Origin of the sequence: Sediminibacillus massiliensis (assembly GCF_900156915.1) — a bacterium.
Classification (GTDB): domain Bacteria; phylum Bacillota; class Bacilli; order Bacillales; family Amphibacillaceae; genus Sediminibacillus_A; species Sediminibacillus_A massiliensis.
The window spans coordinates 1152412-1168231 of the sequence record NZ_LT732535.1; the positions used below are offsets into that span (position 1 = coordinate 1152412).

At 43.6% G+C, this 15820-nt stretch carries 11 protein-coding genes and 1 riboswitch; all 11 genes read right to left on the reverse strand.

Annotated features, from left to right (window positions below; all coding sequences use genetic code 11):
* Positions 1-535: 535 nt before the first annotated feature.
* The 11 genes from CZ434_RS06675 to CZ434_RS06725 all read right to left on the reverse strand — a co-directional run bounded on the left by CZ434_RS06675 (position 536) and on the right by CZ434_RS06725 (position 15614).
* Positions 536-1348: a MetQ/NlpA family ABC transporter substrate-binding protein gene (locus CZ434_RS06675; protein ID WP_077622407.1), complete on the reverse strand. Its 813-nt coding sequence runs from the start codon at positions 1346-1348 to the stop codon at positions 536-538.
* Between the two features lie 43 nt (positions 1349-1391).
* The gene (locus tag CZ434_RS06680) at positions 1392-2054 is read right to left on the reverse strand and encodes a methionine ABC transporter permease (RefSeq protein ID WP_077622408.1); all 663 of its coding nucleotides are present in this window, start codon (positions 2052-2054) and stop codon (positions 1392-1394) included.
* Positions 2044-3078 (reverse strand): methionine ABC transporter ATP-binding protein, encoded by a 1035-nt coding sequence (locus CZ434_RS06685; RefSeq protein ID WP_077622409.1) that lies wholly within the window; start codon positions 3076-3078, stop codon positions 2044-2046. Before CZ434_RS06685 ends, CZ434_RS06680 begins: the two co-directional genes overlap by 11 nt.
* A 113-nt stretch (positions 3079-3191) precedes the next feature.
* Positions 3192-3296, reverse strand: a riboswitch (SAM riboswitch).
* Between the two features lie 96 nt (positions 3297-3392).
* Positions 3393-4526 carry an N-methyl-L-tryptophan oxidase gene (gene solA / locus CZ434_RS06690; protein WP_077622410.1) on the reverse strand — a complete coding sequence of 378 codons (1134 nt, stop codon included), beginning with the start codon at positions 4524-4526 and terminating at the stop codon, positions 3393-3395.
* Between the two features lie 142 nt (positions 4527-4668).
* Positions 4669-7164: a glycosyl hydrolase gene (locus CZ434_RS06695; protein WP_077622411.1), complete on the reverse strand. Its 2496-nt coding sequence runs from the start codon at positions 7162-7164 to the stop codon at positions 4669-4671.
* 36 nt (positions 7165-7200) lie between these two features.
* Positions 7201-8547: a Gfo/Idh/MocA family oxidoreductase gene (locus CZ434_RS06700; protein WP_077622412.1), complete on the reverse strand. Its 1347-nt coding sequence runs from the start codon at positions 8545-8547 to the stop codon at positions 7201-7203.
* A gap of 231 nt (positions 8548-8778) precedes the next feature.
* On the reverse strand, positions 8779-11112 hold the full coding sequence (locus CZ434_RS06705; RefSeq protein ID WP_077622413.1) for a helix-turn-helix transcriptional regulator: 2334 nt from the start codon (positions 11110-11112) through the stop codon (positions 8779-8781).
* 176 nt (positions 11113-11288) lie between these two features.
* Complete coding sequence (locus CZ434_RS06710; protein ID WP_245830932.1) at positions 11289-12803, reverse strand: extracellular solute-binding protein; 1515 nt, start codon at positions 12801-12803, stop codon at positions 11289-11291.
* A 64-nt stretch (positions 12804-12867) separates the two neighbouring features.
* Complete coding sequence (locus CZ434_RS06715; protein ID WP_077622415.1) at positions 12868-13737, reverse strand: carbohydrate ABC transporter permease; 870 nt, start codon at positions 13735-13737, stop codon at positions 12868-12870.
* Positions 13738-13755: 18 nt separating this feature from the next.
* On the reverse strand, positions 13756-14778 hold the full coding sequence (locus CZ434_RS06720) for an ABC transporter permease (protein ID WP_077622416.1): 1023 nt from the start codon (positions 14776-14778) through the stop codon (positions 13756-13758).
* A gap of 134 nt (positions 14779-14912) precedes the next feature.
* Positions 14913-15614: a YesL family protein gene (locus CZ434_RS06725; RefSeq protein ID WP_077622417.1), complete on the reverse strand. Its 702-nt coding sequence runs from the start codon at positions 15612-15614 to the stop codon at positions 14913-14915.
* Positions 15615-15820 lie beyond the last annotated feature (206 nt).

Genomic DNA, 15820 nt, shown 5'->3' on the forward strand with positions numbered 1-15820 from the left:
ATAGACAATAAAGATTTCCTCGTGCAGGCAAGACAGCACGAAAACTATCGAGCATTTGTATTCAATTAAACAGAGCATGAGCTCCTCCCCATCGATCAATGAAATCAACGGGTTTGCGGCCGTATTGAAAAGTAAGTGACGGGATAAATGGCCGTATGACATACCGGGAATCAAATTGCTTCAAAATATAACGGGCGGGTCAGCATAGTTAAACCGCTTTCATATTTGCTGTCGTTTCTAGTAGTCTGTCTAATCTAAAATAAGGAGTTTCTAAGGTGTGTGGTTGAGGTTTAATAATGTTTACGCTTTCATGTTAAAGGTAAATCCCTAAATAATCAACAGAAATATGGTAATTTAGATAAAATATTCAAAAAAAATAAACTTAATTCTATTTTATTTTCTGCAATATTCTGTATATATATGGAGATTTCCCAAAACGCAATCTGTGTTTTCTTTTGTTTTTAATGATCTGTTAATACCTGCATAAAACAAAAAAACCAACGAAGGATCGAAATCCCTCCGTTGGTTTTTTTTCTTATTCTCCCACTACTTCTTCAATCGGCCTGATGACAGGTACTGCTGCACCTTCGTATTCTTCCTTGATAAAGTTAGTCACTTCTTCAGAGTGATAGATGTCGACAATCTTCTGGAATGTCTCTTCATCTTTGCGCTCTGTTTGTGAGGCAATGATGTTGATATATGGTACGTTCTGGTCGTCTTCACGGAAGACCGGGTCTTCTGAAGGATTCAATCCAGCTGCAATCGCTACATCCGAGTTGATAAGTGCTGCTGTGGCATCTTGCAAGCCACGAGCTGTTTGACCTGCCGTAACAGGAACGATATCCAAATTCTTTGGATTTTCGGTAATGGCTTCCAAACCGCCAGATCCTTCAAATCCTTCTTCCAGTGTGATTAATTCCGCTTTTTGCATAAGCATCAAGGCTCTACCCAAGTTTGTCGGTTCTTTCGGTACGATGATTTGCGCGCCATCTTCAATCTCGCTTAACTCTTCCACTTGTTCAGAGTATATGCCCATCGGCCAAATCGCAGTTGTACCGACGGCGGACAAGTCCAGTTCACGTTCTTCTTTGAATGAATTAAAGTAACTGATTGTTTGAAATGCATTCAAATCGATTTCCCCGTTATCCAACGCGATGTTCGGTTGTACATAATCACTGAATTGGACGATTTCTAATTCTATCCCTTCTTCACTGGCCAGTTCTTTCATCAATTCCCATGTAGGGGTTTCGGCATTCGAAGTTCCGACTTTGACGGTTTCACTGTCAGATCCACAACCTGTAATAATAAATAGTAAAAGTGCTGCAAATGAAAATAATAATTTCTTCATCGTGTGTGACTCCCTCTTGTAGTTTTTATATTGCATGAACGTCTTAAGACCTTCTGATCCGCTTGGATAAATAGTTTCCCAGCGATTGAATCAGCTGAACCATAATAACCAGGATAATGACGGTGATGACCATCACTTCTGTCTGGAATTGGTTGTACCCATAGGAGATGGCTAAGTCGCCGATACCTCCACCGCCTACCGCACCGGCCATGGCTGTCGCCCCGATCAAACCGATGATTGCTATGGTAAGCGACAAGATCAACGAACCTAAGGCCTCTGGCAGAAGGAACCTCCATATGATTTGCCATGGGGTCGCCCCCATCGCTTCAGCTAGTTCAATCGTTCCCGGTCCGACCTCTAATAGAGAATTTTCTACTAATCTGCCAATATACGGTGCTGTATAAAACACCAGCGGCACAATGGCTGCAGTAGTCCCGATTGATGTACCGACAATCAGCCTGGTAAGCGGTATGATGGCAACAATTAAAATGATAAATGGGATCGACCGGAATATATTCACGATAACACTCAATATTTTAAACACTGCTTTGTTTTCCAAAATACCTTGTTCCCTTGTCACAACCAAAACGATTCCCAGTGGGATACCGATTAAAATGGAAATAAGAAAAGCGACAATGATCATGTATAAGGTTTCGTTCAGTGAACCCAATAGTTCAGGCCAAAACCACGACCAATCAAACTGCATCTGACACTACCTCCTTGATTGTTACCTGCTCCCCTTCGATAAAGGCAACGGCATTGTCGATTTCCTCTCGCACGCCGTTGAATTCCACGATGATATTGCCAAAAGGCTGTCCCTGGAGCTCTGTAATCGTTCCATGGATGACATTGATATCCACCGCAAACTTCTTCGCCACATCGGACAAGAGCGGATTATTGGCAGAATCACCTTTGTATAGCAGCCTGTAGACAGAATTTGAGGCACCTTTCTCCAGCACTTTGGCCAGCGTGGCTTCAGGAAGCGCATCGTTCAGAACCGTACGCACGAAGCTTCTTGCAATTTCAGTCTGTGGTTCTGTAAACAAGTTCAATGTCGTGTCTTGTTCGACAATGACACCGCCATCCAGCACTGCGACACGGTCGCAAATATCTCTGATGACATTCATCTCGTGTGTAATCAACAGAATCGTAATGCCCAGCTCATCACGAACCTGCTTCAGCACTTCCAGGACATTATTGGTCGTATCCGGATCAAGCGCGGAAGTGGCTTCGTCGCATAACAATACATGCGGATCTGTGGCTAGCGCCCGGGCGATGCCGATTCTCTGCTTTTGCCCGCCGGAAAGCTGCTCGGGGTAATGATCCGCTTTATCCTCCAGTCCGACAAAAGAAAGAAGTTTCCTCACTTTTGTTTCGATTTGCTCTTTGGAACGTCCTTCTAATATCAGCGGCATCGCCACATTCCCAAAAGCGGTTTTCGAATGCAGCAGATTGAATTGTTGAAAAATCATCCCGATTTTCTTCCGTTCCGTCCGCAACTCTTTCGGCGGCAATGTCGTTAAATCTTTTCCGTTCACGATCACTTTTCCCGAGGTCGGTTTCTCCAATAGATTCACGCAACGGATCAACGAACTCTTGCCGGCACCGCTGTAACCGACGACACCGAAAATTTCTCCTTTTTCCACTTCAAGGTTAATATCCTTCAAAGCCTCGACAGGGTTGTCTCCACCCTCTCCATAAACCTTTCGAATTCCTTCGAGTACTAACATGACTCTCTTCTCCTTTTGCTCTCTCAAAGACGCTGTGGTCAAGTTATTTTCTATCTTTGCAAAAAAAAAAAAATAGAGCCTCATTCTTCCGAATCAGGCTCTATCATGTAAAAACCTTATCTTCCAGAATAAATCTTCTGCAGGAAGTAGCACCTTTCCCCTAAGAGAAGGTTGCTGGATATCATCGGGCCGTGTCCCTCCATCACTCTTGATAAGAAATATTTAATTAATCGTTATAAGTACTTTCCAATAATATCGGCACTTTGGACACTTGTCAACAATTTTTGACAAATTTCTCTGTTGTGAATAGTCTGTTATTCGGAAAATCTATTTATGGAAAATGGACGGATGTCCAATCTGGTTTCCCTATTCCCCGTGACCAGCTGGCTGAGAATTTCACCGACAACACTGCTGAATTTAAAACCATGACCTGAAAACCCACAAGCAATCACCACATGTTCGTGCTCTGGATGCTTATCGATGATAAAGTCCTCATCAGGGGTATTCGTGTATGTGCATGCTTTTCCGAGTTTGTGAGGACCGACCTCGGGCAGACAGCGTGCAGAGAAGCTGCTGACATCTTGTTTGTCCCGCTCATATGTTCCAAACGGTTCAAGCGGTTCCCTCATATCTCTCGGGATGCCACCATCGTGCCGGCCGATTTTAACTCCTGCTTGTTCAATGCTAGGAAATCCGTAATAGGTTTCCCCGGGCAATTCAAATGAAAAAGAGGGAAAACTACTTGATTTGTATAGCGTTTCGTCTGTTTCAAACCAGGAGAAAGTATTCCTCAATTCTTGTAAAGGCAGCTCCAAACCGACGAGCGGCAGCAGCTTTCTCGTGCCAGCCCCCGGCGTCATGATCAGGGAGTCCGCCGTAAAGCTTTCTTCACCCGCTTTCACTTCCACACTATTTTCATAGATAGAGATAGACGTCACAGGTGAATTCGTCTTCAGCACGGCACCATGTGCTTCCGCTTGCTGCCTGAAAGCTCTGATGCAATTCTCACTCATCAATACTCCTGAATCCAGTTCATAACAACCTATGTACCCTTCAGGAACATGAAAACCGGGCCACCTGTCATTGATTTCTTCTGCCGTTAATTTCTCCACATTCAAGGAGTAGTTTTCCGCACTGCTGATTACATTTTGCATAAATGTTGAATGAGGTTCAGCAATATTGATCACGCCAGTCGGAATGAAAATGTCTTCGTCTGCCTGCTCTTGCAGTTCATGCCACAGCTCCTGGGCACGCAACGCCATTTCCACATAGTTTTCTCCTTCGCCATAAGCGTGCCGGATGATTCTCGTATCCCCGTGGTGGGAACCTTCTGCATGCGGTGGATTATGGGAATCGATCAGCAACACCCGTTTCCCTTGTTTCGCCAAGTAGCTTCCTGCAGCCATCCCCATCGAACCCGCGCCCACAATAATCACTTCATAGTCCATATCCTTTACCTCCTCGACCTTCGTATTTTCACAATAACTAGAATCATACCTTCATCTGAAAGAAAATTCAATTAGGAGGATGAGAAAATAAGAGGCATGGGACCAATCCAGGATTGGACCCATGCCAAAGAATTTAAATAATCTAAATTTCACCTACAAGATATGACAAATCTTCTTCTTTTCTCTGCCTGTCAACTTCCAAAACTACCGGACCGATTAAACCGGATGGCAACTTGGCTTTATCCATTTGATTCGCTTTATTATTAGTGACTTCTACCGTCATCCTGTTCATTCCTTCTTGAAGGTTTTCCGGTTCAACTTCCAGACGGTATGGTGCCCACATTTTAACACCCACTTCATTTCCATTCAGGAATACACGGACAACTTCATGAACGATACCAAGGTCGAGGACGGCATTTGTGATAGTTTCCGGATTAGTCAGGTCAAAATCCGTTTCATATGTTACCGTCCCTGAAAAGTCTTCCATGCCATCCCAATTCACCCATGACGCCAATTCCACCATGGAGCCGTTGTCGCATTTCCACTCATTCCCTACCTTAATCTTTTCATGGTCTAAATTGGTTACTGGCTGTTCTTGGTAAGATGGACTTTTTTTGGTATCCAGACAATACACAATCGAGGATCTTCTCTCTAAATTCAAAGGAACACCCCACCCATCTCCTTGTGCAGCCAAAGCCATGTCCGTCATTTTTCCTGTCCAGGCATCCCACTTTTCCACTTTACCGACTTTATTGATGCGGACGAGTCCGGAGTAATCCTCTTCTCCTTCATTCACGAACAAATAAAAGAGAAGGTCGTCTTTTGCTACTTTCGTTACTCTAATTCCTTTGGAAGAAGGAAAAAGAGCAAGCTGTTGGTGGCCTAATGCTGCTATTTCATCTACTACTTCAGCTTCCTTCTGGATGGTTCGTACTCTGTGAGGTCGTGACGAGAACTCGTTTAAATTATCTAAAGCGATTACTTCTCCGCCACTCTCGATGAATTGGACCAGCTTATCGATAACCGCTTCATCCAATTTCTCGATATTTTCAATCACAACGACTTCATATGCTTGACTGGCAATCAAAATCTTTCCGTCCCTTATTTGGCAGGACGATAACAGCAACGATTCCTCCAGGTAATTGAATTCCACCTGGTGTTCATACAAAGGTTTGACGATTCTCCAAGGGAGTTCATCTTCTTCACATAGGACGGCGATATTCGTTTGGTTGACACTGTCTGTCAGCAGCCAGCTCAACCGCTTCATGTACTGGGCGAATTGTTTATAATACGGCCACCAGAGATTGTTTGGCCCAACATCCGGCGGTCTTTCATGACTTCTCCGCCATCCGTCTATCGAATAATAAAACGCGTGCGGACATAAGAGATTCACGCCCCTGACCAGAAGCCAATCCATGTACCATTTCATATCACCCGCACTTAACGCCCACGGACTCTCTTTTCCGCACACACCTAAAAATTCATTAAGGTTCCTGCGCCTGCCACGGTGCCTGGCAGCATCTGACGAACACTTTCCGGCTGTGGAGTGCTCTCCTTCCAATGCTTTCCCATCTTCCGGGCCCACCCATCTCCATACAACATCCTGGCCCGGTATCTGGAAAGAATCAAGCAAACCGATATCGTCACTTGCAGCCGGATGGCCGGTCAGGGAGATACGATGGGTGGAACACCAGTCGCTGATTTGTTGATAATAAGCGTCCGTCAATCGATTATTAACTGCCTTCCGGTAATTTTTCCGGAGGATGTCTGTTTGATCACCGCTGTCAAACCATAACGCCGGCAAGTGTTTTTCCAGATTGCCCTTTTCTATATAGTACGATAGAAAACCATTCGTCCATGGCTTTAATCCTTCAGCAGAACCCCTTCCAAGGATGTCTGGTTCATCGGTGAACATTGCAACGATCGTATTTCCGAAATAGTCTTTCAGTTGGTCGTAATAGGCATCGTGTGTTATCCTGATGAATTTCGCGCCGGCTTGCGGGTTCAACAAATCTGCAGATGCCGGGGCGTGCTCTTCGCCATCATCTTCCCCAAAATGTATCCCGCGGATATGGCCGCCTGAAAAAGTTTCCACAAAAACAGCAATCGACCAATCATTGTCATCGGGAGGGCTGAAAGAAACCTCGCCATTCTCGTACTCCAGTATCCGGCTGGCTGACAGATCAATCGTTTCCTGTGCCAGCTTTTTTACCGCCTGTGCCGAAACGAAGGTTTCCCCGTCGGCTAAATCTATTTTTATTGCGCCGGACTTCGGGCAAGGGTATTCGATCATCTTCAAGCCCCTGCTGGCGTATTCCGGATTGTCTTTGACAACCATTCCTTTCGCCGCTCCCGACGGGTACATGGCCTCGTCATATAAAACAACGGACATATCCAATCGCTTCGCTTCTTCTACTGCTACTTGGACAAACTCCATAAAAGACTCCGATAAATAAGCTATTTTCTCCGGAATCCCGATTCTTGGGTGCAAGACAAATCCAGTTACTCCTTTATCATGAAAATCACGGATCTGTCTCGTAATCTCTTCTTTTGATAAATCATCATTCCAAAACCAGAACGGAATCGGGGTGAATTCCTCTGGAGGGTGAATAAACTGCTGGCGTAATGATTCGCTCATAACAAGACCTTCTTTCTTCTTTTGCCGTATTGGTTTTTATAATAGGATTTCATTTGCTGTTGTGCGCTGCCCTGTGCTTTTCACCGGATTACCATCCAAAGTAATGAGTTCATCTACTTTTACTGCTTGGCCAGTGTTGAGTGATTGGTTCCCTGCGATACCGGTCAGAATCGACATTGCGCCATCGACATGGGAGGCCGCCCGGTTAAATTCATCATCGACCGGTTCTCCGAAGAGGTCTTGAAGCAAGATCGGATCCCCGCCTCCATGGCCGCCTTGGCCTTCCATCACTTCCACTTCATAGGCTTGCCCGAACATCGGCATGACCATGATCGATTGTTCCTGCACCCTGCCCTCATCGTCCTTGCTCCCGCCGGAATTGATATAAGACTGCTCCCGAATACGGACTTCGATCCTGCCTTTCGTGCCATTAAAGGAAACCATGTATCCTTCCCATGGCAAATAGGCGTTAAGCGAATAGTTCAAAATTACTTTGTTTTTATATGTCACCATCACACCGAGCGTGTCTTCGATACTGATTCCATCTCCGAATACGCTTTGATCACGTTGGTATCCGTCTTCTATTTCCGCATCCAAGTACATTGCTTTCAAATGCTGATTACTTTCCAAATCGATGGCAAAAGGGTCATCTTTCGCATACTCGCTCCCGTAAGCACGCTGATAAAAATTCGTGACCCCTCTCGATTCAGCATTTTCTCTCCCATAAAAACGTAAACCGCCGGTTGCATAAACGGTCTCGGGTGTTGTTCCCAGCCAAAAATTCACTAGATCAAAATGATGGGTGGATTTATGTACCAGCAATCCGCCGCTGTTGCGCTTGTCACGATGCCACCTGCGGAAATAATCTGCCCCATGCTGGGTATCCAACGCCCATTCAAAATTGACAGAAGTCACTTGGCCGATGACGTCATTCATGATCAATTCTCTGATTTTCGTATTATGCGGGGCATAGCGATAGTTAAAAGCAACCCGGACCTCCCTGCCGGTACGGTGCACGGCATCAATGATAGCCTGGCATTTTTCCGCATCTACCGTCATCGGCTTTTCTGTGACCACATCGCATCCAGATTCCAAAGACTTGATGATATATAGGTGATGGGTACGGTCGACGGAAGTCACCACGACGGTGTCCGGCTTTTCGGCTTCGATCATTTCTTCAAACTGAGCAGCTGGGTAAGTATTTATTTTATGGTGACTATATTTCTCCTCCAACAAGCGGTTCGCATAATCCATTCTCGTCTGGTTGATGTCGCAGAATGCAACCAGATCGCAAGTTTCCGGGAAGTCCCTCACAATCGATCCATAGAAAAATTCAGCTCTTCCGCCGGTGCCGACTAATACATATTTTTTCTTCACATTCATTCTCCTTTTCTCGTAACTTATCAATCTTCCGCTCCAGCTGATACACATTCACTCCAGAGCATCGCTCATTCTTACCTTATTAGATTGCACTATTTCCAACAATGAGACATTTTTGAAATCGCCTCATATAGGCCTGGTATATTCTTTGTTTTCTTATCTTTCTTTGCCAACACGCCAAATTGACCTGCAAAACACCGGCAAAAAAACAAGACATGGCGCTGGGCCATGTCCCTAACTTATTTTCCTGTTCACTTTCCGATATTCGCTCGGTGTGATCCCTTCATGCTTCTTGAAAATCCGGTTGAAGTAACTGTGGTTGTAACCGACGCTTTCAGAGATGTCTTTTATTTTGGTATCTGTCTCAAGGAGAAGTTCTTTTGCTTTTGTCAGCCGGATATGTGTCAAATAGTCGATAAAATTCCATCCGGAAAAATCTTTAAAGACCTTGCTTAATACCGATGGATTCAAATTTACTTCATCTGCACAATAGTCCAAGGAAATATCGGTCATATATTCTTCCTCAAGCATGTGAATGACTTTTTCCACGATCAAACGCAGGCGTTGATCTTGTTTCTGTGACAATTCCTCGATAATCGGAATGATTGCTTTTTGTTCAAACCAGTGGATGATCTCGTCGGTATCCTTTAATCTGTATAGCTCTTCATAAAGATTTGATCCCTCTTTCATGAAACTTTCGACCAACCCCGATTGCAGGATAATATGAAAAATACTTCCCAACAGCTTCAAGGAAGCTTGCTTCATCATGGCTTCACTGACGTTTTTTTCAGCCAAAGGAGAAAAAAACTCGTTCAATAACCTGGTTGCTTCTTCTTTGTTTCTGAGCCGGATGGCATTCGTCAATTCTTTCTCAAGGTCGAACGGATACTCGAAACTGTCGTGACTGTTGAGAAGAATATCCATTTTGTCCATTTCGATAATCTGGTTGCTTTCTTGAAGATTACGGAAGCTTAGCGACGCCTTCGTTTCCTCGAATATTCGATGGACAGATTTCAGTGAACGGGCTTTTTTGCTGATTCCGATAGAAACGTCCATTTTACAAATATCATTGATATACTCTGTCAACTCTTCACTGAAACCGACGATTAAATCATCAATCTCGTCAACTGGCTGTTCCTCTGGAAAAGAGAACAATATACCTAAAGACAGGTCGTGGAAGTTAATGACATCCGCTTCCAGTTTGGATGAATGAATAAGTTCTTCGGTGATATTCACCGCTGAAAAGGTAACTAACCCTTCATCCCCTTCCGAAAATCTTTCCGTCAATTTGGTGAAGCCGAATAACTGCACAAAAGCGATCACATATTGTTTTGATTCATTGTTAGAACCAAATTGTTCCATGTGTTCTATTAAGTCTTCCTCCCGGTAAGAGTACAAATACCCCTGGACGAGCTGCAGCAGGAATCCTTCTCTTAGATGTGGAAGCTGTTTTTGCAGGCGGGTCTGCAGTTCTTCACTTTCCGTGGACAGGTTATCGAGCTCCATTTCGATCAATTCAAATTCATTCCGTGAAGACAGGCTGCTGCCGTTGATGCTGCGGGTAAGTTTTTCAATCGGAGCATACAGTTTTCTGGATGCAAATAAAGACAGGATAATGGCAAAAACAAAAACAAACAAACTTAGGTATAAAAACAATTTAGATATAAACACGACGGGTGCAGTGATAGTTGTCATGGGTGCGAGCGAAACATAGTACCAGTTTTCTCCCAGCCTGCTAAAGTAGTCGTACGTTACGGTATATTTGATATTGTCATAACGAAAGACGAAGGGTTCCGGGTTATCCGGCCGGTCATTGATCTCTTCCATGATCGCTTGCTGTACAGGAGTCGGGCTTGTCTGGTCCTGCTTTCCGAATAACCATTCATCATTGCCCCTTAATAAAAATACGGATCCATCTTCATATGGTGATTGCAGGATGTTTTCCAGCTTTTCTTTATCTAAAAAGACGATTAACGAGCCGAACGGTTCAAACAGGTTGTTGTCAAGGTTATGGACCATGACAAGCGGTGCGTAATTGTCCCTATACCATTCCTCTATGCTTGTATAGGATTGATCCCAAAACATTTTTTGATCATTGGATAATAACCGCCGGTAATTTTCTATCTCCTTTTCATTCTCCAAAAGAGTGTATCCATGTTTTGTATAGACGATCGGTTCAGGTTCGGATAGAAACAACTCGGCTCTGCCTATTAGGGGATTGTAACCCTCCAGAAAAACGAGCGTGTCGAATATGTTCCTGATCGTTTCATAGTCCATCGTCCGATCCAAATCTCTGTAGTCCTGCATATTGGCCTGTGACGCCCAATTAGCCATTAATAATTCAAGGTCGGAAAATTGTCCCTTGATCGAGTCGATCGTATTATACAAATGATTCTGATGGATTGTCTGCAACTCGCTTTCCATTTGTGTTTTGCTCACAAAATACAGCAGGAAACTGAATATAATTCCAGGAAAACTGGCAATTAACAAAAAAATCACGAGATTCTTCCGGTAGTTGCCGCTAATACGTAAAAACGGCGGCAATTTATTGATTAATCTTGTTTTCAAATGGACCACTCCACGTTATGTAAGCGCTTTTATATGAAGTTTACCATATATAAGCTCCTAATAATAGGAGATATTAAATGGAAGGTTCACCTTCCTTCCCAACGTATAAGCCCCTATCATATAAAAACACCATCCCTCCTGCAAATTGCCGGAAAGATGGTGTTCTATTTCCTTCTTTATCTACTTTGATATGCTTCGTTCATTTGTTCTGTCAGTGTCTGCATATCCGGATCATTTTCCAACTCTTCCACAAACGCATCCCACGAGGAGATCGGCTCACTGCCAAGGATGATCTTCGTTTTTAAATCCTGGGCATTTTTTCTCAACTCCGGCAAATAAGTGATACCGATTTCTGTATTGAGGCCTGTAGCTATGTCACCGACACTGGTTTTTTCCCGTTCATCTTGGATATCGGCATACATTTTTTGAATTTCTTCCGGGAATGTCGGTTTTACTGTACTTGCATAAGGATCTGCGACGTAAACGATCTGGTTGTACTCGCCGATGCCGTCCGCAATCACTTTTTCTGAATCAATGACAACTTCTCCATCTTCCACTTCGTGATGTACACCTTCGATTCCCTGCCTGTGCAAGGCAAATATATCGTCTTCCATCCACTTGTCGATCATAGATAAAATTTCTTTCATCTTTTCTTCCGGTACGGATTTTGGAATAGCGTTTGCGCCTGCAAAACCAGTGCCTTTCGGATTATACCCATTGATACTTGTCAATGGCAGCAGACTTTCAAACTCAAATTCAGGGTCCATTTGCACCATCTGGTCATAATATTCTTGCATTCCGCCGGACTTTTCGACCGTAATCCCGGCTTTGCCGGCTATGAACATTTCTTTTACCTGGCTTACTTGTAAAGAAGCGAAGTCCGAAGCGATTATTCCTTCACTATAGGCATTTGCCAAATATTCAAGCGCATCACGTGTTTCCGGGAGGAAAGCTCTGTGAACAAGCTTGTCATCCACTAAGCCCCACTCATTATTCACACCGTTGAACGCGCCTTCAAAAACGCCTAAGCCACCCATGTTGATGTCATTAATATAACTGACAAGACCGACTGTATCATCTTTGCCATTTCCATCGGGATCTTCATTAGTAAAAGCTTTCATCACTTCATACAGTTCTTCTGTCGTTTCCGGCGCCTCTAATCCAACATTATCAAGCCAATCTTTCCTGACGATGAAAAAGGAATCACCTTCTGTTGGCCTAGGCAGCGGAATGGCATAATTTTTCCCTTCATGTGATGTATACTTCCATGCTTCTTCCGCAATTCCTTCTTTTAAATTCGGGTAATCATCGATATAAGGTCCAACATCCCAGAATGCTCCCTGCTCAGAAGCCTGGCGAAATACAGGATCAGCAGGATCTGGTACCAACATCAAGTCCGGAAAATCGCCGGAAGCGAGCATGACATTGAATCTGTCTGCATAATTGTTCGCAGACACCCATTCGATATCCAGTTCTGTATTTGTCCCCTTTTCAATTTCCTGTTCCACCGGATTGTCGCTGCTTGGTGGCGTCGGTCCGAAGAAATGACTCATGATCCTTACCTCGGTGGAACCTCCCCCGCCGCTTGAAGAACCGCCTTCACCATCGGTACCTTTCGAAGAACTTTCATTGGAGCAAGCAGAAATAATCAAAACAAGCAACAATCCCGTAAACAACAATAACTTCCTCATTTCCATCCCCCCATTGATTTAAAAAATGATCACAGTAATTTCATTGGTATCCAGTGGTTGCAAGCTATTCTTTGATCGAACCGATCATCACCCCCTTAGCGAAATGCTTTTGTAAGAATGGATAAACACAGATGATTGGCACGATCGCTATGATTACCGCCGCCATTTTCAATGTTTGACTCGGCGGCGGTTTCATGAGTGGATCTACCTCGGCAAGGCTGCTGCTCGATGACTCGATCAGCATGTTTTGCAACAGCACTTGTATCGGCCACTTGCTGGCATCGTTCAAATATAGCAACGCATTAAAATACTGGTTCCAATATTGGACTGCGAAAAACAATCCAAATGCGGCAATCGAAGGCAGCGATAAAGGCAGGATGATCTTTATCCATGCTGTAATGTCATTGCATCCATCAATTGTTGCAGCCTCGACTAATGTATCCGGGATGCTGTCATAGAAGCCTTTCATCAAGATAACAAACCAGCCATTCGTCAGTGAGACGAGGATAACCGCCCATAAGCTGTTAAGTAAGCCCAGCTCTTTCACCAGTAGATAGTTCGGGATGATTCCCGGACTGAAAAGAATGGTAAACAACACTGCCATCAGGATGAACTTTCGGCCTTTGAATTTTTTCCTCGATAATGCATAGGCAAACGAGGATGTTACAACAAGACTGCACAGCGTACCGACGATGGCCAAAAACGCACTATTCCCGAGCGCCTGGATAAAGGTAGGCGCAGATAATAGATACTTATAAGATGCCAAGGACCAATTTTCCGGCCAGATAACAATGGTTTTCTGTAAATATTCTGCCGGTTCAGTAAAAGAAACGACGAACACATAATAGATGGGGAACATCGTTACAAGCGCGACCAAGCCGAGAAAAACCACATTCGCAATGTTAAAAATCTTATCACCCAAGCTAAGCTTCACATGGATCCGCTCCTTTTTTTAGTAAATACCTTCTTCACCGAATCGTTTGGATATTTTATTGGCGGCAACTACCATTACCAGCCCGACAAATGATTTGAACAAACCGACTGCTGTACTATAACTGAACTGTCCTTGCTGAATACCGACACGGTACACGTATGTATCGAAAACTTCCGCCACTTCGGACACTGCCCCGTTATACATGAGGAATACTTGTTCAAAACCCACTTCCATGACATCACCCAGACGCAGGATCAACAGGATGATGATCACATTGCGGATTGCCGGTAAGGTTACATGCCAGATTTGCCTGAACCGGTTTGCCCCATCCATTTTCGCTGCCTCGTACAATTCGGTATTCACGCCCGCAATTGCAGCAAGGAAAATGATGGTCCCCCAGCCGATTTCTTTCCAAATGGACTGCCCTGTTAGCAAGAACCAAAAAATATCCGGATTAGTCAAGAAATCAAAGGTGTCAAAACCCATTTGGGTAATGAAATAATTGATGATTCCGTCTTGCTTGCCGAACAACATGAAAGAGAGACTCGCAATGATCACCCATGACAAGAAGTGCGGCAGGTAAACCAAAGATTGGACTGTTCGTTTGTACGGCTGATTCCTTAATTCGTTAAGTAAGATCGATAGGATAATCGGCAATGGAAAGAACAACAGTATGTTCAGGAAGCTGATCGCCAAAGTGTTCCTGAGCAGCATCCAAAATTCATCACCCGTAAACAATCGTTGAAAATGCTGGAACCCCACCCACGGACTATCCGCAAATCCGATAAAAGGGGAGAAATCTTTAAACGCGATGGTAATTCCATACATCGGTACGTATTTAAATAAAATAAAGTAAATAATTCCGGGCAATGCCAGAAAGTATAAATATTTATCCCTGTTCAATTGTTTTAAAAATCTTTGCAGCTTGCCTGGTTTTTTAGAATGGTTGTTTTTGAATTCGCTTACATTTTTCTTGACAGGAACTTTCGCCTTTTCTTCCACTAAGCTTTCTTCCTCCAACAGGGCCTCTTTTTCAATCATGTTTCCGATCACTTCCTTCCTTTTTATCAACAAAGCTCTTTTACTTCATTCCGGTTAGCATGAACATATAGAAATACTTTCTTTCCGGCAATAATACTTTTTTGAAGACAACAGAACATAAGTCGCAATAACCCTTATTTGGCAGCCGTTCTTTCTTGGATTTTCGAATAAAATCTTAAGAAAGCTGCAAAGGCAAAAAACGAAATAATCGCTCCCATTCCGAATGGAAGAAGAAAAGCCATCCCATGAAAACTCAAGTAAATGAACAAAAAACTTAACGCCCCCACTTCTAAAGTTAAAATGGGACTGCCGAAAGTAATCATCATGGCGTTTTTCAGTGCTTGCAATAAATTTGTTTTCGCATGGACGATGATGGAAAAAAAGTGCAAGTTGAAAACCAACAACAAAAAGCTAAGCGCAATAAAGAAGGCATAAAATATTCCACTCCCGTCATGATCCGTATTGCCATAGAAGTAGAAATCAATCGCCAGGATCAGCCAGCATGTCCCAAAGAACATGCCACCCAAGACACTTTTTCTGTATTCTTCCTTGAAATACTTCCAATACGAGGATACTAATTTCATATCATCACCCATCACCCATCTCCTCATTACAGAAAACATAGCGGTGGTGGCCGGGAAAAAGATGAATGGCGTCAAAATACTAAGGATAATTCCGGTAAGAACCATTTCACCAATGCTTCCCGCAAGCAGTAGATTATAAGCGAAGAATAAAACAGGAATGTTAAAAATAAACCAAAGTATATTCAAACAAGCAAACCTGGTTATCCATGCAGAGATTTTATAAAATCCACCAAAGATACCGTTCAATTCCATAGCCGATCACTCCTTTTCTAACCATCTCCTACGTCTGGATTGCTTAAATCGTATCGCTTCGATTTACTTTCCATCAATAAGACATTTTTTAAAAAGGGGTTTTCAGTGGTTTTCCTCCCGTATAAAAATAGTCTTATAGACAATTAAGGGAACATGCTGTCTGGGTGGCAAGCATAAAAAAGCATGAGCCCAATCTAAGATCGGAC